Here is a 24537-nt window from a genome sequence, read left to right as displayed (position 1 = left end):
TCTGGACGGCTAAACATCTCAAGCAAGCGCCACCGCCACATGACTTTCGTCCAGTTCAGGCGTTCAGCGGACGGCAATGTCACTCGCTGGATGAACGTAAACGGGCTCGACCCGTTAAGCATATCTGGAGATCACTAAATGACCATTCTGAACCATACGCTCGGTTTCCCTCGTGTCGGTCTGCGTCGTGAACTGAAAAAAGCACAGGAAAGCTACTGGGCAGGTAACAGCTCACAGGAAACGCTGCTGGCCGTGGGGCGCGAGCTGCGCGCTCGCCACTGGCAACAGCAGAAAGACGCGGGGGTGGATCTGCTGCCCGTGGGCGATTTCGCCTGGTATGATCATGTGCTGACCACCAGCCTGATGCTGGGCAATGTGCCGGCGCGCCATCGGAACCAGGATGGATCGGTCGATCTCGATACGCTGTTCCGTCTGGGACGTGGCCGTGCCCCCAGCGGCAATCCTGCCGCCGCCGCTGAAATGACCAAATGGTTCAACACCAACTATCACTATATGGTGCCGGAATTCACTCAGGGCCAGCAGTTCTCACTAAGCTGGACACAGCTCCTTGAAGAAGTGGACGAAGCATTGGCGCTGGGTCACCCGATCAAACCGGTGCTGCTGGGACCGGTCACTTACCTGTGGTTGGGCAAAGTCAAAGGTGAGCCGTTTGACCGCCTGTCGTTGCTGAAAGCGATACTGCCGGTCTATCAGCAAGTGCTGGCTGAACTGCATCAGCGCGGTATTGAATGGGTGCAGATCGATGAACCCGCGCTGGTGCTGGAGCTGCCACAGGAATGGCGTGATGCGTTCAAGCCTGCCTACGATGCGCTGCAAGGTCATGTAAAACTGCTACTGACGACCTACTTTGACAGCATCGGTCAAAATCTCGACGTGATTAAGACGCTACCGGTTCAAGGTTTACACGTTGACCTGGTGCATGGCAAAGATGACATCCAGCATATCCACCAACAGCTCCCCGCCGACTGGCTGCTCTCAGTCGGGGTGATCAACGGCCGCAATGTCTGGCGTGCCGAGCTCAGCTGCTGGTTCGATCGCCTGCAACCGCTGGTCGGGCAGCGTGAAAATCTGTGGATTGGTTCCTCCTGCTCGCTGCTGCACAGCCCGATCGATCTCAGTGTCGAAACCCGGCTCGATGCGGAAGTGAAAAGCTGGTTTGCCTTTGCTTTACAGAAGTGTGCTGAGCTGAGGTTGTTGAGCCAGGCGCTCAATAATAACGATGCGGCCTCGCTGACGGAGTGGAGCGCGCCGATTCGTGCCCGTTCTCATTCTTCGCGCGTGCACAATGCCGCAGTGGGCGCACGTCTGGCGAATATTCAGGCCAAAGACGTTGAGCGCGTCAGCCACTATGACGAACGCGCCAAAGCGCAGCGCCATCGCTTTAATCTGCCTGCCTGGCCGACCACCACGATTGGATCCTTCCCGCAAACCACCGAAATTCGCGGCCTGCGACTCGACTTCAAAAAAGGCAATATCGATGGAGGCCACTATCGCACCGGCATCGCGGAGCACATCAAGCAGGCGATTGCCGAACAGGAACGGCTCGGGCTGGATGTGCTGGTGCACGGCGAAGCAGAGCGTAATGACATGGTGGAATACTTTGGCGAAAACCTCGATGGCTTCGTGTTTACGCAAAATGGCTGGGTGCAAAGCTATGGCTCTCGCTGTGTGAAGCCGCCGGTGATCATCGGTGATGTCAGTCGTCCGCAGCCGATTACCGTTGAGTGGGCGAAGTACGCGCAATCGCTGACTGAAAAGCCAGTGAAAGGCATGCTCACCGGCCCGGTCACGATTTTGTGCTGGTCATTCCCGCGTGAAGACGTGACGCGGGAAACCCTTGCTAAACAGATTGCACTGGCGCTGCGTGATGAAGTGGAAGACCTGGAAAAAGCCGGGATCGGGATCATCCAGATTGATGAACCCGCGCTGCGCGAAGGCTTACCCTTGCACCAGTCGGAGTGGGCGGCGTACCTGTCCTGGGCAGTGGATGCCTTCCGCCTCAACGCGGCTGTGGCGCAGGATGAAACGCAGATCCACACGCACATGTGTTATTGCGAGTTCAATGACATCATGGAATCGATAGCGGCACTGGACGCGGACGTGATTACCATCGAAACCTCACGCTCGGATATGGAATTGCTGGATGCGTTTAAAGCGTTCGAATACCCGAACGAAATTGGGCCAGGTGTGTATGACATTCATTCCCCGAACGTACCCAGCGTCGAATGGATTGAAGATCTGCTGCACAAAGCGGCGCAAAGCATTCCGCCCGCACGTTTGTGGGTCAACCCGGACTGCGGTCTGAAAACCCGTGGCTGGAGTGAAACCCGGCAGGCGCTGGCGAACATGGTGACCGCCGCGAAAAAGCTGCGCGCGGAATCGGCTTAATCGTGAGAAACAGGGGCGCCTTGCAGCGCCCCTTGTTATTACGCGTTGGGTGCAACGCCATACTGCTTAAACCAGGCCAACATTCGTACCCAGCCATCAGCGGCTGAGTCAGCATGGTAGCTTGGGCGATAATCGGCATTAAACGCGTGTCCCGCTTCCGGATACACCACGATTTCCGCTTTGGCATTGGCGGCATGCAGTGCCTGACGCATCTTATCAATGGTCTCTAACGGGATGCTCTCATCCTGACCGCCGTACAATCCGAGCACCGGTGCGTTAAGATCGACGGCTACATCGATAGGATGTTTTTGTTGTTTGAGGGTTTTCTCACCCTCTAACCGACCATACCAGGCCGCTGCCGCCCGCACCTGCGGATTGTGCGCGGCGAACAGCCAACTGATGCGTCCGCCCCAGCAGAAGCCCGTGATGGCCATGCGACGAATATCGCCATCGTGGCGTGCGGCCCAGTTGGCAACGTGATCGAGATCGGACAGCACCTGAGAATCGGGCACCTTGCTGACCAGTTCTTTGAACAGTGTCGGGATATCACTGTAGTCACCGGGATCGCCTTCACGGAAGTAGAGTTCAGGTGCGACCGCCAGATAGCCTTCCAGCGCCAGACGACGGCAGATATCTTTAATATGTTCGTGAACGCCAAAAATCTCCTGCACCACCAGAATCACCGGTAGTTTGCCTTCATAGGATTTGGGGCGAGCATAATAAGCCGGAAGGTTTTCTCCCTGGCTGGGAACAGAAGTTTCACCGGTGTGAATAGCGTCACTGACGGTGGTAATGGTGCTGCTGGCGATGGGCTGAACGGCAGGGGCAAAGCCACCGGCTACTGATTTTTGTGCCATATTGTCTTCGGTTTTCATGGTTCTCTCCGTGCTAGCAAATGCGCAATCACGTAACTATAGCCTGCTTCAGGAGCAAGGCTGACGTAGGGTTCAGAGGGATGTGTATTTATGTTCTTCTTCTCTATTAACACTGCCACCCGAACTTACACAGCACCGCTTGTAGCAATTCAGAATTGCCGAGCTGCAATGTGTGATGTGAATCACATAATAATTTTCTGATAATGTAAGTTTCATTGTCGATGGTGAAATAAATCACATATTTATATGGCGCTCTGGCGTAGAGTGACACGCATATCCCTTATCTATCAGGAGTCTGTTATGGCCCAGTCTGACGTTTTCCACCTTGGTATCACTAAAGCCGATCTGAAAGGAGCCACACTGGCTATCGTTCCCGGCGATCCGGAGCGTGTGAAAAAAATCGCTGCGCTGATGGATAATCCGCAGCATCTGGCTTCGCACCGTGAATTCACCACTTACCGGGCGGAAGTGGATGGCAAGCCGGTGGTGGTCTGTTCTACCGGGATCGGCGGTCCATCGACCTCTATTGCCGTGGAAGAACTGGCGCAGCTCGGCGTGCGCACTTTCCTGCGTGTGGGCACGACCGGGGCGATCCAGCCGAATATCAATGTAGGCGACGTGCTGGTGACTACTGCTTCGGTGCGTCTTGACGGTGCCAGCCTGCACTTTGCGCCGATGGAGTTCCCGGCAGTGGCCGATTTCACCTGCACCACCGCGCTGGTGGCCGCAGCAGAAGCCTGCGGTGCCAAAACGCACATTGGTATCACCGCTTCATCTGACACCTTCTATCCGGGGCAGGAACGTTACGACACGTTCTCAGGACGTGTGGTGAATCGCTTCCAGGGCTCAATGCAAGAGTGGCAGCAAATGGGGGTTCTTAACTATGAGATGGAATCCGCTACACTGTTAACCATGTGCGCCAGTCAGGGGCTGCGAGCGGGCATGGTGGCGGGTGTTATCGTTAACCGTACGCAAAAAGAGATCCCGGATGCCGCGACCATGAAACAGACCGAAAGCGATGCGGTAAAAATTGTTGTAGAAGCCGCGCGTCGCTTAATTTAGTGCGCAAGGCAGCAGGTATTACGGATAAGGAATTCCCTGCTGCCATCACATTGCGCACGTTTTTCAGCTGATACTGAGAAAACAACTATGCGCAAAACGGTTTCTGCTCCGCGTCCTGCCTTTAATCATCCTTCCACGGCTGCTCAGTCTCGCATTGAGAGCGTGGCAGCGCGTTTCCGCCAGGCGATGGCGGCCTCTGATTTCCCCGTGGCACGTCAGTGCTGTGAAGAGGTTTTGCGCGTCATGCCGCAAAACATGCAGGTACTGAGTGACTATGCGCTGACGCTAATGCGCGTGGGGGAGTACAAAAAATCCTACAAAACTTACCAAAAGATCTATCAGGCATCGGCAGCGCAGCGTGCGCAGGCTTCCGACACCTGGCTCGATGGCTTAACCGAAGTGTGTGGCTGGCTGGAAAAGTACGATGAAGTGGCACGTTACGGCCGTGAGTCGCTGGAGAAGTCTGACGCGATCTTTCGTCAGGGCCACACAGTGGCGTATCCCGCAGAAGCACCGCCGTCTTTCAATCCCACCAATCCAACTGAAAATATCATCTCTTTCAGTCTGTATGGTGGCCAACCACGCTACTGTGAAACGCTGATCAAAAATATCGACGTTGCGCGCGAGTTCTATCCCGGTTGGATGTGTCGCATCTATCTTGACGACAGCGTGCCGCAACACGTCTGGCAGCGTCTGAAGCAGTCAAATGTCCAGTTAGTGGATATGTCACATGAGAAGACCATATTCCCGACGCTGTGGCGCTTTCTGGTGATGGATGATCCATGCGTAAAGCGTTATATCGTGCGAGATGCGGACTCCCTGCTGTCGGAGCGTGAAGTGGCGGCGGTAGAAGCCTGGCTGCAATCGCCCTGCTGGTTCCATCACATGCGTGACTACTTTACGCATACCGAACTGCTGCTGGCAGGCATGTGGGGCGGCTGTCATGGCGTATTCCACAACGTTGAACAGCAGATACGCGACTTTATCGCCCAGTACAGCGGCAGTGAACGCTTCACCGATCAATACTTCCTCAAAGTGGCGTTGTGGCCGACGGTGCGCGAAAGCCTGCTGAATCATGACGGCATCTTCCGATTCCATCATGCCCAGGCGTGGCCCGCACATCCGCCAATTCGCTGGCAAACCGAGCGTTTTCACGTCGGCAGCAACGCAGGGTATTCCAGCATGGCGGGCAAGGTGGAGAATGTTGATAACGGCTGGCAGCAGGTTGAACTCACTCACAACGGACAAAGCTGGTGCTATCCCGCCAAAGTGAAAGGCAGTGAATGGCTGTTGCCGATGCCTTTTTTCCTGATTGATGCGTGGAAGGCGGGTGATTTGACGGTGAAAGCGCTGTAAATGATCTGCCAGCTACACAACAGTCTGGACATTCATACAGTAGCGACTTACCTTTTCCCTCAGCGAAACGATCCGCGGGGGGATTATGGATCAGCAACTTATCATTAACGGCGCACTGGCGCTGGCCGGACTGGGTCTCGGCTGGATTTTGGCCCAGTTGCGGGCCGGGCACCAGCACGCCAGCTTCACTACCGAACGCCGCCTGCTGGAAGAGGCGCAACAGCGTCAGCAGCAGCAGCTCGAACGGTTACAACAACAAATTCAGCAGCGCGAGCAAGAACTGCGGCAGCTTCATGGCACGCTTAGCGGTGCACAGGAACGGCTGCAACAGCTCGATTACTGGCGTGGGGAGAGCGAACAACTTAGCCGGGAATTGCGTAATCAGCTGGAAGTGAACAGTGCGCAAGAAGCTGAACTGCGTGAAGTCACCATCCGTTTAGAAGAGACGCGTTTTGGCGCAGAAGAGAAGCAGCGCCTGCTCACTAACAGCGAACAGCGTCTCAGCGCACAGTTTGAGAATCTGGCCAACCGCATCTTTGAAAACAGCGGACGTCGGGTGGATGAGCAGAATCGGCAAAGCCTTAACGGGCTGATTGGTCCGCTGCGTGAACAGCTGGATGGTTTCCGTCGCCAGGTGACGGATAGCTTTGGCCAGGAAGCCCGCGAACGCCACACGCTGGCCCATGAAATTCGTCAACTGCAGCAGCTGAACGCGCAAATGGCGCAGGAAGCGGTCAACCTCACCAAAGCGCTAAAAGGCGACAATAAAATCCAGGGCAATTGGGGCGAAGTGGTGCTGGCGCGGGTGCTGGAAGCCTCCGGTCTGCGCGAAGGTTATGAATATCAGACGCAGGTCAGCGTGCAGCTGGAGCAGCAGGGCAGGATGCAACCGGATGTGATCGTGCGGTTACCGCAGGGCAAGGATGTGGTGATTGACGCCAAAATGACGCTGGTGGCTTACGAACGCTATTTCAACGCGGAAGATGAAGCCACGCGCGAGCAGGCGATCCAGGAGCACGTTAACGCCATGCGCGGCCATATTCGGCTGCTGGGGCGAAAAGATTATCAACAATTGCCCGGTTTACGCTCTCTGGATTATGTGTTGATGTTTATTCCGGTCGAGCCCGCGTTCTTGTTGGCGATTGATCGGCAGCCAGAGCTGATCAGCGAAGCGCTGCAGCAGAACATCATGCTGGTAAGCCCTACGACATTATTGGTGGCGTTGCGCACCATCAACAACCTCTGGCGTTATGAGCATCAGAGTCGCAATGCGCAACGCATCGCTGACCGAGCTACGCGGTTGTACGATAAAATGCGGCTGTTTGTGGATGATATGAGCGGTATCGGTCACAGCCTCGATAAAGCGCAGCAGAGTTATCATCAGGCGATGAAAAAGCTGTCAGAAGGGCGCGGCAATTTGATTGCGCAAAGCGAATCCTTCCGCGCGTTAGGCGTAGAGATTAAACGGCCGATCAATCCCCAATTGGTCGAACAAGCGCAGCCGGAAGAAGCGGGCGAAGATTGGGCGGACGATCCCGAGCCCAATGAAAATGTGGCAGATTCTCCCACCGCTTCACTGCGCCGCATCAACGAATAGCACGGTGGTCGCGTGCTCGCGTAGCGCGACTCTGATACACTTCGGCAAGAATTGTTTGTGGAACAGGTAAACCCGATGGCAGATGAATCACAGCAGGAAACTACCCATTTTGGCTTTCAGACCGTCGCGAAAAGCGAAAAGGCCGATAAAGTCGCGGACGTGTTTCATTCCGTAGCGGCAAAATATGACCTGATGAACGATTTGATGTCGTTTGGCATCCATCGTGTCTGGAAGCGTTTTACTATCGACAGCAGCGGCGTGCGTCGTGGTCAGCGTGTGCTGGATCTGGCTGGCGGTACCGGCGATTTGACAGCAAAATTCTCTCGCCTGGTGGGCGAGACGGGTCAGGTCGTTTTGGCGGATATCAACAGCTCGATGCTGAAGATGGGCCGCGAGAAGCTGCGCAATATGGGCGTGTCAGGCAACGTCAGCTATGTGCAGGCCAACGCCGAAGCGCTGCCGTTCCCGGATAACTATTTCGATTGCATCACCATCTCTTTCGGTTTGCGTAACGTCACCGAAAAAGAGAAGGCGCTGGCCTCGATGTTCCGGGTGCTGAAACCAGGCGGACGCTTGCTGGTGCTGGAGTTTTCCAAACCGCTGCTGGAACCGCTGAGCAAAGCCTACGATACCTATTCCTTCCACATCCTGCCGCGTATTGGGCAGCTGGTGGCGCAGGATGCCGATAGCTATCGCTATCTGGCAGAATCGATTCGTATGCATCCCGATCAGGAAACCCTGAAGGCGATGATGAACGATGTGGGTTTTGAAAATACCACTTACTTCAACATGACCGGCGGTATTGTGGCGTTGCATCGCGGCTTTAAGTTCTGATTGATCATGACTTTTACCCCGCTAATCACGGGCGGCCTTGAAACCGCCCTCAATCGTGTTCTGTATCGTGATCGTAGCCTGAAAGCCGCGCGTCAACGTCTGGCAGGTAAAGTGCTGATGCTGCGCCTGCAGGAGCTGGATTTCCCGCTGGTGCTGGTGTTTAGCGAATCGCAGCTGGATGTGCTGAGTGACTGGCAGGACAGCAGCGACTGTAGCGTGAGCCTGCGCCTCAGCACCTTGCCGAAACTGCGCGATCGCCAGCAGCTGACCAGTTTGATCCGTAGCGGTGAGCTGGACGTGGAAGGCGATCTGCAAGTGGTTCAGCAATTCTCTGCGCTAATGGATCTCGCTGAGCTCGATCCAGCCGAGTATCTGGCGCCGTGGATCGGCGACATTGCCGCGCAGGGTGTCAGTCAGGCTGCTCAGCAGGCGCTGAAATTTGTGCAGCGACAGGTGACACGTCGGCAGGATTATCTCGGTCAGGTGCTGACGGAAGAGTGGCGGGTTGCGCCCGGTGCACTGGAGCTGGCGTGGTTCTGTGAAGAGGTTGAAGCGATGGAACGTTCGCTTAATGCGCTCGAAGCGCGTTTAGCACAGCTGGAGGCGAAATGACGCTGGGAGAAATTCGGCGCTTATACTTCATCATCAAGGTCTTTCTGACTTACGGGCTTGATGAACTGATTCCTCACATGCGCATCACGTTGCCGCTTCGTATCTGGCGACGTTGTATTTTCTGGATCCCTAACAAGCACAAAAATGAATCGACGGGCGTGCGCATTCGTCTGGCAATGGAGCAACTTGGTCCAGTGTGGATCAAATTTGGTCAGATGCTTTCGACGCGCCGCGATCTCTTCCCACCGGCCATCGCCGATGAACTGGCGGTGTTGCAGGATCGCGTGGCGCCTTTTGATGGGCTGAAAGCCCAGCAGCAGATTGAACAATCCATTGGCGGTCCTGTCGACACCTGGTTTGACGATTTTGATATTAAGCCGCTGGCTTCTGCTTCGATTGCGCAGGTTCACACTGCTACGCTTAAGTCTAACGGCCGTGACGTCGTGATCAAAGTGATTCGCCCGGACATCCTGCCGGTGATCAAAGCGGATATGAAGCTGATTTACCGCATGGCGCATTGGGTTCCTCGTCTGTTGCCGGATGGTCGTCGTCTGCGCCCGGTTGAAGTGGTGCGCGATTACGAAAAGACCCTGATTGATGAACTCAATCTGCTGCGTGAATCGGCGAACGCCATTCAGCTGCGTCGTAACTTTGAGCAGAGCCCGATGCTGTATGTGCCGGAAGTGTTCTCGGATTACTGCAGCGAATCGATGATGGTGATGGAACGTATTTACGGCATTCCCATTTCTGATGTGGCGACGCTGGAGAAGCATGGTGTCAACATGAAGCTGCTGGCAGAACGCGGCGTGCAGGTGTTCTTCACCCAGGTGTTCCGCGATAGCTTCTTCCATGCTGACATGCACCCCGGCAACATCTTCGTTAGCTATGACCATCCAGAAGATCCGCAGTACATCGCGATTGACTGCGGCATTGTCGGCTCGTTGAATAAAGAAGATAAGCGCTATCTGGCGGAAAACTTCATCGCCTTCTTTAACCGTGATTACCGTAAAGTGGCAGAACTGCATGTGGATTCAGGCTGGGTACCGCCGGATACCAATGTGGAAGATTTTGAGTTCGCCATTCGTACCGTCTGCGAGCCGATTTTCGAGAAGCCGCTGGCTGAGATCTCTTTTGGCCACGTGCTGCTTAACCTGTTTAACACCGCGCGTCGCTTCAATATGGAAGTGCAGCCGCAACTGGTGCTGTTACAGAAAACGCTGCTCTACATTGAGGGCATTGGCCGTCAGCTTTATCCGCAGCTCGATCTGTGGAAAACCGCGAAGCCGTTCCTCGAAGACTGGATCAAAGATCAGATCGGCATTCCTGCGATTCTGCGCGCAGTGAAAGAGAAGGCGCCATTCTGGGCTGAAAAACTGCCGGAGTTGCCTGAACTGTTCTACGACAGCATGCGTCAGCATAAATTATTGCAGCACAGCGTCGATAAACTGGTCAGCGATATGAATGCGCAACGTACGCGCCATCACAAGGCACGTTATCTGTTTGGCGTAGGGGCTACACTGTTATTAAGTGGCACTGCGGTGCTGTTAAGTCGACCCGACTGGGATTTCTTCCCCGCCTTATTAATGGCCGCTGGCATCGTCACCTGGCTGATAGGCTGGCGCAAGACAAACTGATTGTTTGCCTGGTGCAAATCGCGTAATGTCGCAGGCTAAAGCCCGAATTCATACGGGCTTTCTGTGCGTTTCAATTCAAAGTTTTTCACAGAATATTAGAGGCATATCTCATGGGCGGTATCAGTATTTGGCAATTGTTAATCATTGCCGTCATTGTTGTTCTTCTGTTCGGTACCAATAAACTTCGTAACCTGGGTTCGGATTTAGGTTCTTCCATTCGTGGTTTCAAAAAAGCCATGGGCGATGAGGACGATAAAAAGGATCAACCGAAAGAGCAGGACGCTGACTTCAACGCCAAGACTCTGGCAGACAAACAGCAAACCTCGGCGAGTAAAGACGACGCCCGGGACAAGTAAGGGTTAACTGTGTTCGATATTGGTTTTAGTGAACTGGTATTGGTGTTCGTTATCGGGCTGATCGTTCTTGGCCCGCAACGATTACCGGTTGCGGTGAAAACCGTCGTGGGCTGGATTCGGGCGATTCGCTCCCTGGCTGCTAACGTGCAAAACGAACTGGCGCAGGAGCTGAAACTGCAGGAATTGCAGGACAGCCTGAAAAAGGTTGAGGAAGCGGGCCGTGGCTCACTGTCACCGGAACTGAAAGAGTCGATGGAAGAGTTGCGTAAAACCGCCGATTCGATGAAGCGTTCTGTGCAGCAGAGCATCGATATCGAAAAAGCGGAAGATGAAGCGAACACCATTCATCAACCGTCGTCTGCAGGCACATCTTCTGAATCGGTAAGCCAGCTTCCGGTCACCCCCGCGGCGGCAGAGCATCAGGCTAGCGCACCGGCTCAGGCACCTCAGGCGGTGACGGCAGAGCACAAGGCCAGCGCACCGGCTCAGGCACCTCAGGCGGTGGCGGCAGAGCATCAGGCCAGCGCACCGGCTCAGGCACCTCAGGCGGTGGCGGCAGAGCACCCGGCCAGCGCACCGGCTCAGAAACCTCAACCGGTAACAGCAGAGGCTGCGGCATCTGTTAATACCGCGCAGAATGCGACGCCCACCCCCACCATAAAAGATGAAAGATAAACATGGCCGTTGAAGATACCCAACCGCTCATCAGCCACCTGATTGAGCTGCGTAAGCGTTTGCTGAACTGCATTATTGCGGTGTTTGCTATCTTTTTGTGCCTGGTTTATTTCGCCAACGACATCTATCACTTAGTGGCTTCGCCGCTGATTAGCCAGATGCCGGCCGGTGCCAGCATGATCGCCACTGACGTGGCTTCACCGTTCTTCACCCCCATAAAGCTCACCATCATTGTTTCGGTGTTCCTTGCGGTGCCGGTGATCTTGTATCAGGTGTGGGCTTTTGTGGCGCCTGCGCTGTATCGCCATGAGCGTAAGCTAGTGATGCCGCTGCTGTTCTCCAGTACGCTGCTGTTCTACGTTGGCGTGGCTTTCGCTTACTTCATCGTGTTCCCGCTGGCGTTTGGCTTCTTTGCCAAAACCGCGCCACAGGGCGTCACCATTGCTACTGATATCACCAATTATCTCGACTTCGTCATGACTCTCTTCATGGCATTTGGCGTAGCGTTTGAGGTACCGATTGCGATTGTTCTGCTGTGCTGGACCGGCATTACCTCGCCAGAGGATTTGAAAAAGAAACGCCCCTACATTCTGGTTGGCGCGTTCGTTGTTGGGATGCTGCTCACACCGCCGGATGTTTTCTCGCAAACTTTGCTCGCTATTCCGATGTACTGCCTGTTTGAAGTCGGCGTATTCTTCTCCCGTTACTATGTGGGTAAAGGGCGCAAGGCGTCAGATTCAGAGGATGAGGAACAGAATACCGAATCCTGACAAGGCATTCCCGCACGCGAGCGGGATGAGCGTTAAGAATCTAAACCGCCCACACATTGGGCGGTTTTTATTTGGGAGAAGACATGTTTGATATCGGTGTAAACCTGACCAGCACGCAATTCGCAAAAGATCGCGATCAGGTGGTTATACGCGCGCGCGAAGCAGGCGTCACCGGCCTGCTGATTACCGGCACCAATGCGCTGGAGAGCCAGCAGGCGCGTCAGCTCGCGGCACAGCATCCTGGCTACTGCTGGTCTACAGCCGGCGTGCATCCGCATCACGCCAGTGAATGGTCGGCGGAGACGGCGAACACGCTGCGCCGTCTGGCAGAGAGTGAGCAAGTGGTGGCCATCGGTGAATGCGGCCTCGATTTTAACCGCAATCTCTCGGCGCACGACCAGCAGGAGTATGCCTTTGATGCACAGCTGGCGCTGGCAGCAGAGTTACAACTGCCGGTGTTCCTCCACTGCCGCGAAGCACACGATCGTTTTGTTGCAGTGCTGGAGCCGTGGCTGCCGAAATTGACGGGCGCGGTGGCACACTGTTTTACCGGCACGCGTGATGAACTGGAATCGTGCCTGGCCTTGGGCTTATCGGTGGGCATTACCGGCTGGGTGTGCGATGAACGTCGTGGCCTGGAATTGCGTGAGATGCTGCCATTGATTCCAGCCGAGCGTCTGCTGCTGGAAACCGATGCGCCTTATCTGCTCCCGCGTGATATGCATCCACGGCCGCCTTCGCGTCGAAACGAGCCCTGTTTCCTGCCGCATATTGTGCAGCAGGTGGCGAACTGGCGTGGGGAAGAGGCTGAAGCGCTGGGTGCGCAGGTCAATCACAACGCACGTCAGCTGTTTAAACTGGTTTAAAGCTTACGGAACTGTTTGTTGTCGACGCTGCGCATCACTTGTTTGTTGAGCAGGTTTAGCAGTAACACCGAGCGGGTTTCGCCATCAGGCTCGGCAAAAATAGCGCGCAGCCCCTCAAAAGTCCCTTCGGTGATGATCACTTCATCACCGCTTTGTGGCGTTTCTGGATCCAGCATAATTTGCGGCACATCGGTTTGCAGCGCTTCAATCACTTCGCTGGAGACCGTTGCCGGTTGCGCGCCAAAGCGCACAAAGTGGCTGACGCCGCGCGTGCTACTGATGGTGGTGGTGTGAATCGCTTCCGGATCGAATTCGATAAACAGATAGTTGGGAAAAAGCGGCTCACTCACCGTGGTGCGTTTGCCGCGCACAATCTTTTCCAGAGCGATCATCGGGCTGAGGCAATTCACCTCCTGCCGCTCAAGATGCTCTTTCGCGCGCAACAGCTGTCCACGTTTGCAATAGAGTAAGTACCAGGATTCCATAACTGCTCCCAAATATTGGACGCTAAGAATAACAAACCTGCTGTCAGAGTTATAGCGCATCGGCCAGTGGAAACGCGGCTGTGAAATAAAAATCACTACGAATTTTCCGATTGGTGCGGCTTATTAACGCTTTCTTGCAAGAAAATTGACGGCTGATGACCATCTGTATCAGACTCCTTCCCCATCCTTCGCTCTCATTTGAAAAAGGACTGGCTGATGGAACTGTTCTTATTAAGTAATGGCAAAGTGGCCGAAGACGCGCCACTGTTGAGCTACGCTCACCCACAACTGCACGCAATGATCGCCCAACGCGGTATCACCTCGGCCGTACTGGTACCCTATGCCATCATTCGTGGTGACCATGCGCAGCGTGCACAAGACCTGTCTGACTCATTGGGTATTCAGGTGCGCACCGTGCATGAGTTTGACTCCCCGGTGGCGGCGATTGAACAGGCGGAGTTGATCCTGGTGAGCGGCGGCAACACCTGGTTCCTCAATCAGATGCTGCATGAGCACGGACTGATCGTGGCGATTCAGCGTGCCGTGCGTGAGCGAGATGTGCCTTACATCGGCTGGAGCGCCGGTTGCAATGTGGCTACGCCATCGATCCGTACCACCAACGATATGCCGGTGCGCAGCAGCGTGGTCTTGCCTGCATTAGGCCTGTTCCCGGTGCAGATCAATCCGCACTATCTGGATGCTCACGTCAGCGGGCATATGGGGGAAACGCGTGATGAGCGTCTGGCGGAGTTCTGCGCCGTCAATCCACATGAGTCGGTGATCGCCCTGCGAGAAGCCAGTTTCCTGCACGTCAGTGAAAACCGCCTGCGTTACTACAGCGCGCGCGGCGAAGACTTTAAAGTGTTCGGTCATGGTGAGCCAATCGCCGCACATCACGATGTGCTGGCCATTCAATCGCTGGTGCCTTTCTCCTGTCAGCCAGCTTGAACCACAAACCACAACACGCCGGCGTGAATCAGACCTATAATGGCCAATTCACCCTGGCTGGAAGCTAACGCCGCATGAAATATCAGGATTTACGAGACTTCCTCGCGTTGCTGGAGCAGCGCGGCGAGTTAAAGCGCATCACTCAGGAGATCGATCCTGAGTTGGAGATGACCGAAATTGCCGATCGCACCCTGCGTGCCGGCGGTCCGGCGCTGCTGTTTGAGAACCCGAAAGGGTACGACATGCCCGTATTGTGTAACCTGTTTGGCACACCTAAGCGTGTGGCGATGGGCATGGGACAGGAAGAGGTCAGCGCGCTGCGTGAAGTGGGCAAGCTGCTGGCGTTTCTGAAAGAACCCGAGCCGCCAAAAGGTTTCCGCGATCTGTTCGATAAAATGCCGCAGTTCAAACAAGTGCTGAACATGCCGACCAAGCGCCTGCGCAATGCACCGTGTCAGGAAGAGGTCTTCAGTGGTGATGATGTCGATCTGTCGCGCATCCCGGTAATGAAGTGCTGGCCGGGCGATGCCGCGCCGTTGATTACCTGGGGCTTAACCGTCACGCGTGGTCCGCATAAGGAACGTCAGAATCTGGGTATTTATCGCCAGCAGGTGATCGGCAAAAACCGCGTGATCATGCGCTGGCTGTCGCATCGCGGCGGCGCGCTGGATTTCCAGGAGTGGTGCAAAGCCCATCCGGGCGAACGCTTCCCGGTGTCCGTGGCGCTGGGTGCCGATCCGGCCACGATTCTGGGCGCCGTGACGCCGGTACCCGATACGTTGTCGGAATATGCTTTTGCTGGCTTGCTGCGCGGTAATAAAACCGAGGTGGTGAAGTGCCTGTCTAACGATCTTGAAGTGCCAGCCAGCGCAGAGATCGTTTTAGAAGGTTACATCGAACCGGGTGACATGGCGCCAGAAGGCCCTTACGGCGACCACACAGGCTACTACAATGAAATAGACAGCTTCCCGGTATTTACCGTGACGCACGTAACGCAACGTCGCAACCCGATTTATCATTCAACGTATACCGGTCGTCCACCGGATGAACCTGCGGTATTGGGTGTGGCGCTGAATGAAGTGCTGGTGCCGATTCTGATCAAGCAGTTCCCGGAAATTGTCGATTTCTATCTGCCGCCGGAAGGCTGTTCTTATCGCCTCGCGGTGGTGACGATCAAGAAGCAATATGCCGGGCATGCCAAGCGCGTAATGTTTGGCGTCTGGTCTTTCCTGCGCCAGTTTATGTATACCAAGTTTGTGATCGTATGCGATGACGACGTCAACGCACGAGACTGGAACGATGTGATTTGGGCGATCACCACGCGTATGGATCCGGCGCGCGATACCGTGATGGTGGAGAATACGCCAATTGACTATCTCGACTTCGCCTCTCCGGTTTCCGGCCTGGGCTCGAAGATGGGACTTGATGCCACCAATAAGTGGCCGGGCGAAACCACTCGCGAATGGGGCACACCGATTGTGAAAGATCCGGCGGTGACCGCGCGTATTGACGCCATTTGGGATGAGTTAGCTATCTTTGCCGAGCCGCCGCAGCGCTAAAGGCGGCAGAAAACCATAAAAAAGGGCACGTATGACGACGTTAAACTGCAAGGTGACTTCGGTCGAAGCGATTACGGATACCGTTTACCGCGTTCGTTTGATTCCGGCGGCGGAGTTTACTTTCCGCGCGGGGCAATATCTGATGGTGGTGATGGATGAGCGTGATAAGCGCCCCTTCTCACTGGCTTCAACCCCGATGGAAAAAGACATCATTGAGCTGCACATTGGCGCATCTGACCTCAATCTCTACGCGATGGCGGTGATGGATCGCATCAAAGACGATCGTCAAATCACGGTGGATATGCCGCATGGCGATGCCTGGCTGCGTGAAGACAGCGATCGCCCCATTATTCTGATCGCGGGCGGCACCGGTTTCTCCTATGCACGTTCGATTCTGCTGACGGCACTGGCGCAGCAGCCAGACCGCGATATCGCCATCTACTGGGGCGGCCGGGAATTGATGCATTTGTACGATCTGGATGAGTTGAACGCGTTGGCGGTCAAGCATCCTCATCTCAAGGTGATTCCGGTGGTAGAACAACCCGCAGAGGGTTGGGATGGACGTAGTGGCACGGTGTTGACCGCCGTGATGCAGGACTATGAAACTCTCAGCGAGCACGATATCTATATTGCGGGTCGCTTTGAGATGGCAAAGATTGCACGTGAGCGTTTTTGTGCGGAACGTGGTGCAGTTGAAGCGCAGATGTTTGGCGATGCGTTTGCCTTTATCTGAGTAAAAAAGCCCGCCCGAAAGGGCGGGAACACGTGCTTCAACGTATTAAACGCGTTCGAACACCGTCGCGATCCCCTGGCCTAAGCCAATGCACATGGTCGCCAGACCAAATTGCGCATCACGACGTTCCATCAGATTGAGCAGCGTCGTGCTGATACGCGCCCCCGAACATCCCAGCGGATGCCCCAGCGCAATCGCGCCGCCATTCAAATTCACTTTCTCATCAAGCTGATCCAGCAATCCCAAATCCTTAATGCACGGCAGTGTCTGCGCGGCAAAGGCTTCGTTAAGCTCAAACAGATCAATATCCTGCACGTTTAATCCGGCACGCTTCAGTGCCAGTTTGCTGGCTGGCACTGGACCGTAACCCATGATGGAAGGATCACAGCCGACCACCGCCATGCTGCGAATACGTGCACGCGGGGTCAGGCCGAGTTCGCGCGCGCGGCTTTCACTCATGATCAACATGGCAGCCGCGCCATCGGAGAGTGCCGATGATGTACCCGCCGTAACGGTGCCGTTGACCGGATCAAACGCGGGACGCAGCGCAGCCAACCCTTCCAGCGTGGTATCTTCGCGGATCACTTCATCCGTTTCATAGCGTTTCAATACGCCATCGGCATCGTGGCCATAGGTCGGCACGATTTCGCGTTTGAAATCGCCGCGTTGAGTCGCAGCCCAGGCGCGCTGATGTGAACGCAGCGCAAAGGCATCCTGTTGCTCACGGGTGATGTGATGCATGCGCGCCAGCATTTCAGCGGTTAATCCCATCATGCCAGCGGCTTTTGCCACGGTGCGGCCCAAACCCGGATGGAAATCAACGCCGTGGCTCATGGGCACATGGCCCATATGTTCGACGCCGCCAATCAAACAGCTGTGCGCATCGCCCACCATAATGGCGCGTGCCGCATCGTGCAGCGCCTGCATTGACGAACCGCATAAGCGATTCACCGTGCTGGCGGGCACGCGGTGCGGAATTTCGGTCAGCAGTGCTGCGTTACGCGCAATGTTGAAGCCCTGTTCCAGCGTCTGCTGCACGCATCCCCAAATGATGTCATCCAGAGAGGCCGGATCAACGCCGGGGTTGCGGCTCAGCAGTTCGCGCATCAGATGCGCCGAGAGATCTTCCGCGCGTACCTGGCGAAATGCTCCGCCTTTTGAGCGTCCCATTGGTGTGCGCACTGCATCAACTATGACTACCTTTTCCATATTCATTACCTCAGGCACTTTGCAGTGTCGCTTCGTCAATCGGTTGGGCTGCGGGATACCAGCTTTGCTGTTGATGCGCTTTATGCACTAACAGTTCGGGTAACGCATACAGCGGGCCAAGGGAGAGATATCGTTTGGCCTTGTCGACCAGATTGCTGTTGCCGAGCGTGTCCATATAACGGCAGGCACCGCCACGGAATGGAGGGAAACCGAGGCCGTACACTAGCGCCATATCGGCTTCAGCCGGTGAGGCGATAATCTTCTCTTCGAGGCAGCGCACCACTTCATTGAGCATTGGCAGCATCATACGGTTAGCAATGTCCTCATCACTGAACACGCGTTTCGGCTCGCAAATCGGTTCCAGCAGCGCATCAACAGCCGGATCGGTTTTCTTCTGGGCTTTGCCTTTTTTATCTTGCTCCCAGCTGTAAAAGCCCAGGCCGTTTTTCTGGCCGTAGCGTTTGGCTTCAAACAGCACATCAATCGCGTCGCGGTAATCTTTCTGCATGCGGGAAGGGAAGCCTTGCGCCATCACCTGTTGTGCGTGATGGGCGGTATCAATGCCCACCACATCCAGCAACCAGGCCGGGCCCATAGGCCAGCCGAACTGTTTCTCCATCACCTTATCGATCTGACGGAAATCAGCGCCATCGCGTAGCAGCAGGCTGAAAGCGGCAAAGTAGGGGAACAACACACGGTTCACAAAGAAACCTGGGCAGTCATTCACCACGATCGGCGTTTTGCCCATCTTGCTGGCCCAGGCCACTACTTTACTGATGGTGGCTTCTGAGGTCTGCTCGCCACGGATGACCTCAACCAGTGGCATGCGTGGTACGGGATTAAAGAAGTGCATGCCGCAGAAGTTTTCTGGACGCTGCAGCGATTGCGCCAGCTGGCTAATCGGAATGGTCGATGTGTTGGAGGCGAGTACGGCATCATCGCGCAGATGTTGCTCGGTTTCTGCCAACACTTTGGCCTTGATTTGCGGGTTCTCGACCACGGCCTCGACCACCACATCGGCACGTTCGAAACCGGCGTAATCCAGCGTGGGCTGAATCGTCGTGAGGACGCTCGCCAGTTTGGCACCGTTAATCTTGCCGCGTTCCAGTTGCTTGTTAAGAAGGTTGCTAGCTTCCGTCATCCCCAGCGTCAGCGCCTGCGGATTAATATCTTTCATTTTCACCGGCACGCCTTTACATGCCGACTGATAAGCAATCCCACCCCCCATAATGCCTGCGCCTAACACGGCGGCCTGCTGCGGTGCACCGGCTGTGTTGCTGTGCTTTTTCGCCAGGCCTTTGACATATTGATCGTTCAGGAAGATACCGACCAGCGCGCGCGCCACATCGCTTTGTGCCAGCGGCACGAATGCAGCGGTTTCCAGTTTCAATGCATCGTCACGACGTAAACCGGATGCCGCTTCAATGGTTTTCACCGCGATGATAGGCGCGGGATAATGCTTGCCTGCGGTTTGCATCACCATGCTTTTGGCAATGGTGAAGCTCATCGCCGCTTCAATCGGGCTTAATTTCAGTGGGGCCAGCTTAGGTGCCCGACGCGCCTGCCAGCTGCCTTGCGCAACGGCATCCTGTAACATTGTGAGTGCTGCAGCGCGTAGCTTTTCGCTGCTCACGACCGCATCGACCAGGCCGAGTTGCAGGGCGCTGGTGCCATCAACATCTTTTCCTGCGGCAATGATTTCCAGTGCGCTATCAGCGCCGAGCAAACGTGGCAAGCGCACGCTGCCGCCAAACCCCGGCATGATGCCCAGTTTGGTTTCCGGTAAGCCGATGCGTGCAGCAGGCGTCGCGACGCGGAAATCTGTCGCCAGCACACACTCGCAGCCGCCGCCCAGCGCGTAGCCGTCAATCGCAGCGACAGTCGGCACCGGCAAATCTTCCAGGCGATTGAAGATGCTGTTGGCAAACGCCAGCCATTGGCTCAGCTTCTCTTCTGGCGCATCAAATAGCGACAGGAATTCGGTGATATCGGCACCGACAATGAATGCCGGTTTGGCCGAGGTGAGCAGCAGGCCACGCAACTCGGGCTGTTGCTCCAGCACGCTGAGTGCATCGCCCAATGAGGCAACTGTTTTGGTGTCGAGTTTGTTCACTGAACCGGGGGCATCGAAAATCAGCTCGGCAATGCCGTCATCAAGCCAGTGAACTGAAAGGGTATCGCCTTGGTAGAGCATGTCCGTCTCCTGAAACCGCGAAAGGTGATCTGGTCATACCAGATGAGTTGGAGTGTGGGCGGCATGTTAATTTTTTGCAAACGAGTCTTTGCTTATTTGATACGCCGATCACAGCGAGTGCAGCACGGCAACAGACTTGAGGCTGTGCTACACTGCGGCCAATTTCGCGATATCGGAGACAAGTCCATGGATTCACTGAAAACCCTGTATCACGCGCATATCAATACGCTGCAACAGCGAGCGCAACAGGTGCTGGCACGCTTTAAACTTGATGCGATGTTGATTCACTCTGGCGAGCTGTTAACCGTTTTTCTCGACGATCACGACTACCCGTTTAAGGTGAATCCGCAATTCAAGGCTTGGGTTCCTGTCACACAAGTGCCTAACTGCTGGTTATGGATCGATGGCGTTAACAAGCCAAAGTTGTGGTTCTACTCACCTGTGGATTACTGGCATAACGTCGAGCCATTGCCCAACAGCTTCTGGACTCAGGATGTTGAGGTGGTGGGCCTGAAAGATGCCGATGAGATTGGGCAACTGCTGCCGGCTCAGCGCGACAATGTGGCTTATATCGGACCTGTGCCCTCCCGCGCCACGCAACTCGGCATCAATAGCGATCGCGTGAATCCCAAAGGCGTGATCGACTTCCTTCATTACCATCGCAGCATCAAAACGGATTACGAACTGGCCTGTATGCGCGAAGCGCAGAAGCTGGCGGTTGCAGGACATCGCGCGGCGAAAGAAGCCTTCTTCTCAGGTATGAGTGAGTTCGATATCAACCAGGCGTATCTGACGGCGACTGGCCATCGTGATACGGATGTGCCCTACGGCAATATTATCGCGCTTAACGAACATGCTGCGGTGCTGCACTACACCAGGCTCGACCATCAGCCACCGGCGAAGCGCCACAGTTTCCTGATTGATGCGGGTGCGGAATACCTTGGTTACGCCGCCGACCTGACGCGCAGCTATGCAGCCCAAAGCAAATCGCGTTATGCCGAAATGGTAGAGGCGATGAATAAAGAAGAGCTGGCGCTGATTGCGACGTTGAAAGCGGGCGTGCGTTACACCGATTACCATTTGCAAATGCATCAGCGTATTGCCCGTCTATTGTTAAAATTCGATTTGGTGAAAGGTCTGACCGAAGAGACGCTGGTGGCGGAAGACCTGACCGGTCCGTTTATGCCGCACGGTTTGGGCCATCCGCTGGGCTTGCAGGTGCATGACGTCGCAGGCTTTATGCAGGATGACAATGGCACGCACCTGGCGGCACCATCACAGTATCCTTATCTGCGTTGTACCCGCGTACTGGAGCCGGGCATGGTGCTGACCATCGAGCCAGGCTTCTACATTATCGATTCACTACTGGCAAAACTGCGTGGCGGCAAATACAGCCAGTACTTTGACTGGCAGGCGATCGACGCATTGAAACCGTACGGTGGTATTCGTATCGAAGATAATGTGGTGATTCATGCCAATCGCGTTGAAAACATGACGCGCGATCTGCATCTGGCCTGATGGATGCGTACGATATTCCCGCTGAGGCTGTGAGCCTCAGTGAGGAAACCATTAAGAAAAGCCGCTTTATGACTTATCTGGCGCATACCGTTGGCGTTGAGGCGGCGCGTGCTTTTGTCCAGCAGGTGAAGTTGGAACATCCTGCGGCGCGCCATCACTGCTGGGCGTGGGTTGCCGGTGCGCCGGATGATTCGCAGCAGCTGGGTTTCTCCGATGATGGTGAGCCTTCTGGCACGGCGGGCAAACCGATGCTGGCACAGTTGATGGGTAGCGGCGTCGGTGAAATTACAGCAGTGGTAGTGCGCTATTATGGCGGCATCATGCTGGGTACCGGTGGATTAGTGAAAGCGTATGGCGGCGGCGTGCAGCAGGGGCTGAAGCAACTGATGCGTGCGCGTAAAGTGCCGATGCAATCTTTTACCTTGCAATGTGATTATGCCCAGTTGAGTGATATCGAGCGTCTGTTGCAACGCTTTGACGGCATCATTGAAGAGAGCCATTATCAGGATCGTATCGCGCTACGTCTGGCGTTGCCGCATCCGCAAATTGATGGCTTTCGGCAAAACCTTTCTGATTACAGCCGGGGCGCGCTGACGCTCATCCCGCTGGACAACTAAAAGCATCTGTTTAAAGGAACGGCTGAATGCATTTTCGCGCCATTACCCGCATCGTGGGACTGTTGGTAATTTTATTCTCGGTGACGATGATCCTACCGGGGCTGGTGGCCTTAATTTATCGCGATGGCGCCGGACGCGCGTTTAGCCAGACCTTTATGATGGCGATTGTGATTGGTTCGCTGCTGTGGTGGCCTAATCGCAAAAAGAAAACCGAACTTAAACCGCGCGAAGGGTTTCTGATCGTCGTGCTGTTCTGGACGGTGCTGGGTAGTGTGGGTGCGATGCCTTTCATTTTTGCCGAACAGCCGCACCTTTCGGTTACCGATGCTTTCTTCGAATCCTTCTCTGGGCTGACCACCACGGGCGCCACTACGTTGGTGGGCCTTGATACCTTACCGAAAGCGATTTTGTTCTATCGTCAGATGCTGCAATGGCTGGGCGGTATGGGGATCATTGTACTGGCGGTGGCCATCTTGCCGATTCTGGGCGTGGGTGGCATGCAGCTTTATCGTGCTGAGATGCCGGGGCCGTTAAAAGATAACAAGATGCGCCCGCGTATTGCGGAAACGGCTAAAACGCTGTGGCTAATCTATGTCTTACTTACCGTGGCCTGTGCGGTGGCGCTGTGGCTGGCGGGCATGCCGGTGTTTGATGCCATCGGTCACAGCTTCTCGACCATCGCGATTGGTGGCTTTTCTACACATGATGCGAGTATCGGCTACTTCAACAGTCCTACCATCAATACCATCGTGGCGGTGTTCCTGCTGATCTCGGGCTGTAACTATGGCTTGCACTTCTCTTTATTGAGCGGCCGCAGCCTCAAAGTTTACTGGCGCGATCCCGAATTTCGCATGTTTATTGGCGTACAGCTGACGTTAGTGCTGATCTGTACGGTAGTGCTGTGGTTCCACAACGTCTATGCCAGCGGTTGGCAAACATTGAACCAGGCCTTTTTCCAGGTGGTGTCGATGGCAACGACTGCTGGCTTTACCACCGATAGTATTGCGCGCTGGCCATTATTCCTGCCTGTACTGTTGCTCTGTTCGGCTTTTATCGGCGGTATGGCGGGATCGACTGGCGGTGGCTTGAAGGTGATTCGTATTCTGCTGCTGTTTAAGCAGGGGTCGCGTGAGCTTAAGCGTTTGGTGCATCCGAACGCGGTCTACACCATCAAGTTGGGTAATCGCGCACTGCCGGAGCGTATCCTTGAAGCGGTATGGGGATTCTTCTCTGCTTATGCGCTGGTGTTCTTACTCAGCATGCTGGCGATTATCGCGACGGGCGTCGATGACTTCTCCGCTTTCGCTGCGGTTGCCGCAACGCTGAATAACCTCGGCCCAGGCTTAGGTGTTGTAGCGGATAACTTCACGTCTATGAATGACGTCGCTAAGTGGATTTTGATTTTAACCATGCTGTTTGGACGCCTTGAGGTGTTCACACTGCTGGTCCTGTTCACCCCGACCTTCTGGCGTGAATAAGAGAAACAGGATTATCTAATGAAAGCATTGATTCTATATTCCAGCCGTGATGGGCAAGCCCGTGAGATCGCAGCGCGTATTGCACAGACGCTAGCGCCGCAGCAGCTGTGTGACGTGATTGATTTACTGGAAGTACAGCAGGTTGAGTGGTCGCAGTATGATCGCGTGCTGATTGGCGCTTCAATTCGTTACGGACATTTCCATCCGGCATTAATGAAGTTTGTTACTCAGCATAAGGCTGAGCTGCATCAGCGCGTCAGTGGCTTCTTCAGCGTCAATCTTACGGCGCGTAAAGCGGATAAGTGCACGCCAGTAACCAACGCCTATACGCATAAGTTCCTGGAGCAGTCACCCTGGCAGCCAGATTGCTGTGCGGTGTTTGCCGGCGCGTTGCGTTATCCCCACTATCGCTGGTTTGACCGTGTCATGATTCAACTGATTATGCGTATGACGGGCGGTGAGACCGATACCTCTAAAGAAGTGGAATACACCGATTGGAATAAAGTGGCGGTTTTTGCCCAGGATTTTGTGCAGTTACCAGGCAAATCGTTGTGAAATAAAGCGTTGTGGCTAAATTTAGGTCGAACGATCATTTTTTTGCAATAAACCCTTGTCAGCTCCGAATAACTCCCTATAATGCGCCACCACTGAGACGGCAAAGCGGCAACGCAGACGGCTCAGCAGGGAGTGAAGAAATTCATCCCGCCGGAGAAAAACGCTGAAAAAAGTGTTTGACTCTGAAGGAGGAAA

22 protein-coding genes are annotated in these 24537 nt (G+C 55.0%); 18 read left to right on the top strand and 4 right to left on the bottom strand.

Annotation, left to right across the window (positions count from 1 at the left end):
• The first annotated feature begins 138 nt into the window (after window positions 1-138).
• Window positions 139-2409 carry a 5-methyltetrahydropteroyltriglutamate--homocysteine S-methyltransferase gene (gene metE, locus JK231_RS13650; protein WP_211728841.1) on the top strand — a complete coding sequence of 757 codons (2271 nt, stop codon included), beginning with the start codon at window positions 139-141 and terminating at the stop codon, window positions 2407-2409.
• 38 nt (window positions 2410-2447) lie between these two features.
• On the opposite strand, the gene JK231_RS13645 is transcribed toward metE, so the two are convergent.
• Window positions 2448-3284: a dienelactone hydrolase family protein gene (locus tag JK231_RS13645; RefSeq protein WP_211728840.1), complete on the bottom strand. Its 837-nt coding sequence runs from the start codon at window positions 3282-3284 to the stop codon at window positions 2448-2450.
• 300 nt (window positions 3285-3584) lie between these two features.
• Between JK231_RS13645 and udp the strand changes: the two genes are divergently transcribed.
• The 10 genes from udp to tatD all read left to right on the top strand — a co-directional run bounded on the left by udp (window position 3585) and on the right by tatD (window position 13046).
• Entirely contained in the window at window positions 3585-4346 is a 762-nt protein-coding gene (gene udp / locus JK231_RS13640; RefSeq protein WP_211728839.1) for a uridine phosphorylase, read from the top strand.
• A gap of 87 nt (window positions 4347-4433) precedes the next feature.
• On the top strand, window positions 4434-5702 hold the full coding sequence (locus JK231_RS13635; RefSeq protein ID WP_211728838.1) for a tetratricopeptide repeat protein: 1269 nt from the start codon (window positions 4434-4436) through the stop codon (window positions 5700-5702).
• Between the two features lie 85 nt (window positions 5703-5787).
• Window positions 5788-7299: a DNA recombination protein RmuC gene (gene rmuC / locus JK231_RS13630; protein ID WP_211728837.1), complete on the top strand. Its 1512-nt coding sequence runs from the start codon at window positions 5788-5790 to the stop codon at window positions 7297-7299.
• Between the two features lie 75 nt (window positions 7300-7374).
• Complete coding sequence (gene ubiE, locus JK231_RS13625) at window positions 7375-8133, top strand: bifunctional demethylmenaquinone methyltransferase/2-methoxy-6-polyprenyl-1,4-benzoquinol methylase UbiE (RefSeq protein WP_097118527.1); 759 nt, start codon at window positions 7375-7377, stop codon at window positions 8131-8133.
• 6 nt (window positions 8134-8139) lie between these two features.
• Complete coding sequence (locus JK231_RS13620; RefSeq protein WP_097118528.1) at window positions 8140-8745, top strand: SCP2 domain-containing protein; 606 nt, start codon at window positions 8140-8142, stop codon at window positions 8743-8745.
• The gene (gene ubiB / locus JK231_RS13615; protein WP_097118529.1) at window positions 8742-10379 is read left to right on the top strand and encodes a ubiquinone biosynthesis regulatory protein kinase UbiB; all 1638 of its coding nucleotides are present in this window, start codon (window positions 8742-8744) and stop codon (window positions 10377-10379) included. Before JK231_RS13620 ends, ubiB begins: the two co-directional genes overlap by 4 nt.
• Window positions 10380-10489: 110 nt before the next feature.
• On the top strand, window positions 10490-10735 hold the full coding sequence (gene tatA, locus JK231_RS13610; RefSeq protein ID WP_038643775.1) for a Sec-independent protein translocase subunit TatA: 246 nt from the start codon (window positions 10490-10492) through the stop codon (window positions 10733-10735).
• A 9-nt stretch (window positions 10736-10744) separates the two neighbouring features.
• Entirely contained in the window at window positions 10745-11410 is a 666-nt protein-coding gene (gene tatB / locus JK231_RS13605) for a Sec-independent protein translocase protein TatB (protein WP_211728836.1), read from the top strand.
• Window positions 11411-11412: 2 nt separating this feature from the next.
• A complete protein-coding gene (tatC, locus tag JK231_RS13600; protein WP_034827926.1) occupies window positions 11413-12180 on the top strand; it encodes a Sec-independent protein translocase subunit TatC in 768 nt (255 codons plus the stop codon).
• Window positions 12181-12263: 83 nt separating this feature from the next.
• On the top strand, window positions 12264-13046 hold the full coding sequence (tatD, locus tag JK231_RS13595) for a 3'-5' ssDNA/RNA exonuclease TatD (RefSeq protein WP_211728835.1): 783 nt from the start codon (window positions 12264-12266) through the stop codon (window positions 13044-13046).
• On the opposite strand, the gene rfaH is transcribed toward tatD, so the two are convergent.
• Complete coding sequence (rfaH, locus tag JK231_RS13590; RefSeq protein WP_038643771.1) at window positions 13043-13531, bottom strand: transcription/translation regulatory transformer protein RfaH; 489 nt, start codon at window positions 13529-13531, stop codon at window positions 13043-13045. The two genes, tatD and rfaH, sit on opposite strands and share 4 nt — an antisense overlap.
• Window positions 13532-13747: 216 nt before the next feature.
• Between rfaH and pepE the strand changes: the two genes are divergently transcribed.
• The 3 genes from pepE to fre all read left to right on the top strand — a co-directional run bounded on the left by pepE (window position 13748) and on the right by fre (window position 16771).
• On the top strand, window positions 13748-14479 hold the full coding sequence (pepE, locus tag JK231_RS13585; RefSeq protein ID WP_211728834.1) for a dipeptidase PepE: 732 nt from the start codon (window positions 13748-13750) through the stop codon (window positions 14477-14479).
• A gap of 74 nt (window positions 14480-14553) precedes the next feature.
• Entirely contained in the window at window positions 14554-16038 is a 1485-nt protein-coding gene (gene ubiD / locus JK231_RS13580) for a 4-hydroxy-3-polyprenylbenzoate decarboxylase (RefSeq protein ID WP_160833390.1), read from the top strand.
• Window positions 16039-16069: 31 nt separating this feature from the next.
• Window positions 16070-16771: an NAD(P)H-flavin reductase gene (gene fre / locus JK231_RS13575; RefSeq protein WP_160833391.1), complete on the top strand. Its 702-nt coding sequence runs from the start codon at window positions 16070-16072 to the stop codon at window positions 16769-16771.
• 45 nt (window positions 16772-16816) lie between these two features.
• On the opposite strand, the gene fadA is transcribed toward fre, so the two are convergent.
• Window positions 16817-17980 (bottom strand): acetyl-CoA C-acyltransferase FadA, encoded by a 1164-nt coding sequence (fadA, locus tag JK231_RS13570; RefSeq protein ID WP_211728833.1) that lies wholly within the window; start codon window positions 17978-17980, stop codon window positions 16817-16819.
• Window positions 17981-17990: 10 nt separating this feature from the next.
• The gene (gene fadB, locus JK231_RS13565) at window positions 17991-20174 is read right to left on the bottom strand and encodes a fatty acid oxidation complex subunit alpha FadB (RefSeq protein ID WP_211728832.1); all 2184 of its coding nucleotides are present in this window, start codon (window positions 20172-20174) and stop codon (window positions 17991-17993) included.
• Window positions 20175-20360: 186 nt separating this feature from the next.
• On the opposite strand from fadB, the gene pepQ reads away from it, so the two are divergent.
• The 4 genes from pepQ to hemG are packed head-to-tail and all read left to right on the top strand — an operon-like array spanning window position 20361 to window position 24342.
• Window positions 20361-21692: a Xaa-Pro dipeptidase gene (gene pepQ, locus JK231_RS13560; RefSeq protein ID WP_034827944.1), complete on the top strand. Its 1332-nt coding sequence runs from the start codon at window positions 20361-20363 to the stop codon at window positions 21690-21692.
• Window positions 21692-22309 carry an IMPACT family protein gene (locus JK231_RS13555; RefSeq protein WP_034827946.1) on the top strand — a complete coding sequence of 206 codons (618 nt, stop codon included), beginning with the start codon at window positions 21692-21694 and terminating at the stop codon, window positions 22307-22309. The genes pepQ and JK231_RS13555 overlap by 1 nt, the downstream gene beginning before the upstream one ends.
• 26 nt (window positions 22310-22335) lie before the next feature.
• Window positions 22336-23787 (top strand): Trk system potassium transporter TrkH, encoded by a 1452-nt coding sequence (gene trkH, locus JK231_RS13550; RefSeq protein WP_034827948.1) that lies wholly within the window; start codon window positions 22336-22338, stop codon window positions 23785-23787.
• Window positions 23788-23805: 18 nt separating this feature from the next.
• The gene (hemG, locus tag JK231_RS13545) at window positions 23806-24342 is read left to right on the top strand and encodes a menaquinone-dependent protoporphyrinogen IX dehydrogenase (RefSeq protein WP_211728831.1); all 537 of its coding nucleotides are present in this window, start codon (window positions 23806-23808) and stop codon (window positions 24340-24342) included.
• Window positions 24343-24537 lie beyond the last annotated feature (195 nt).

The organism is Pantoea sp. JGM49 (genome assembly GCF_018257655.1).
GTDB classification, from domain to species: Bacteria; Pseudomonadota; Gammaproteobacteria; order Enterobacterales; family Enterobacteriaceae; genus Pantoea; species Pantoea communis.
This window is presented reverse-complemented; position numbering and strand designations above follow the sequence as displayed.

Bases quoted from the DNA above. Each gene is read 5' to 3' on its own strand.
- hemG (WP_211728831.1), top strand. From the start codon at position 23,806: ATGAAAGCATTGATTCTATATTCCAGCCGTGATGGGCAAGCCCGTGAG.
- JK231_RS13620 (WP_097118528.1), top strand. From the start codon at position 8,140: ATGACTTTTACCCCGCTAATCACGGGCGGCCTTGAAACCGCCCTCAAT.
- udp (WP_211728839.1), top strand. From the start codon at position 3,585: ATGGCCCAGTCTGACGTTTTCCACCTTGGTATCACTAAAGCCGATCTG.
- rmuC (WP_211728837.1), top strand. From the start codon at position 5,788: ATGGATCAGCAACTTATCATTAACGGCGCACTGGCGCTGGCCGGACTG.
- ubiD (WP_160833390.1), top strand. From the start codon at position 14,554: ATGAAATATCAGGATTTACGAGACTTCCTCGCGTTGCTGGAGCAGCGC.
- fadB (WP_211728832.1), bottom strand. From the start codon at position 20,174: ATGCTCTACCAAGGCGATACCCTTTCAGTTCACTGGCTTGATGACGGC.
- JK231_RS13635 (WP_211728838.1), top strand. From the start codon at position 4,434: ATGCGCAAAACGGTTTCTGCTCCGCGTCCTGCCTTTAATCATCCTTCC.
- metE (WP_211728841.1), top strand. From the start codon at position 139: ATGACCATTCTGAACCATACGCTCGGTTTCCCTCGTGTCGGTCTGCGT.
- fadA (WP_211728833.1), bottom strand. From the start codon at position 17,980: ATGGAAAAGGTAGTCATAGTTGATGCAGTGCGCACACCAATGGGACGC.
- tatA (WP_038643775.1), top strand. From the start codon at position 10,490: ATGGGCGGTATCAGTATTTGGCAATTGTTAATCATTGCCGTCATTGTT.
- pepQ (WP_034827944.1), top strand. From the start codon at position 20,361: ATGGATTCACTGAAAACCCTGTATCACGCGCATATCAATACGCTGCAA.
- ubiB (WP_097118529.1), top strand. From the start codon at position 8,742: ATGACGCTGGGAGAAATTCGGCGCTTATACTTCATCATCAAGGTCTTT.
- JK231_RS13555 (WP_034827946.1), top strand. From the start codon at position 21,692: ATGGATGCGTACGATATTCCCGCTGAGGCTGTGAGCCTCAGTGAGGAA.
- tatC (WP_034827926.1), top strand. From the start codon at position 11,413: ATGGCCGTTGAAGATACCCAACCGCTCATCAGCCACCTGATTGAGCTG.
- rfaH (WP_038643771.1), bottom strand. From the start codon at position 13,531: ATGGAATCCTGGTACTTACTCTATTGCAAACGTGGACAGCTGTTGCGC.
- trkH (WP_034827948.1), top strand. From the start codon at position 22,336: ATGCATTTTCGCGCCATTACCCGCATCGTGGGACTGTTGGTAATTTTA.
- fre (WP_160833391.1), top strand. From the start codon at position 16,070: ATGACGACGTTAAACTGCAAGGTGACTTCGGTCGAAGCGATTACGGAT.
- JK231_RS13645 (WP_211728840.1), bottom strand. From the start codon at position 3,284: ATGAAAACCGAAGACAATATGGCACAAAAATCAGTAGCCGGTGGCTTT.
- tatD (WP_211728835.1), top strand. From the start codon at position 12,264: ATGTTTGATATCGGTGTAAACCTGACCAGCACGCAATTCGCAAAAGAT.
- pepE (WP_211728834.1), top strand. From the start codon at position 13,748: ATGGAACTGTTCTTATTAAGTAATGGCAAAGTGGCCGAAGACGCGCCA.
- ubiE (WP_097118527.1), top strand. From the start codon at position 7,375: ATGGCAGATGAATCACAGCAGGAAACTACCCATTTTGGCTTTCAGACC.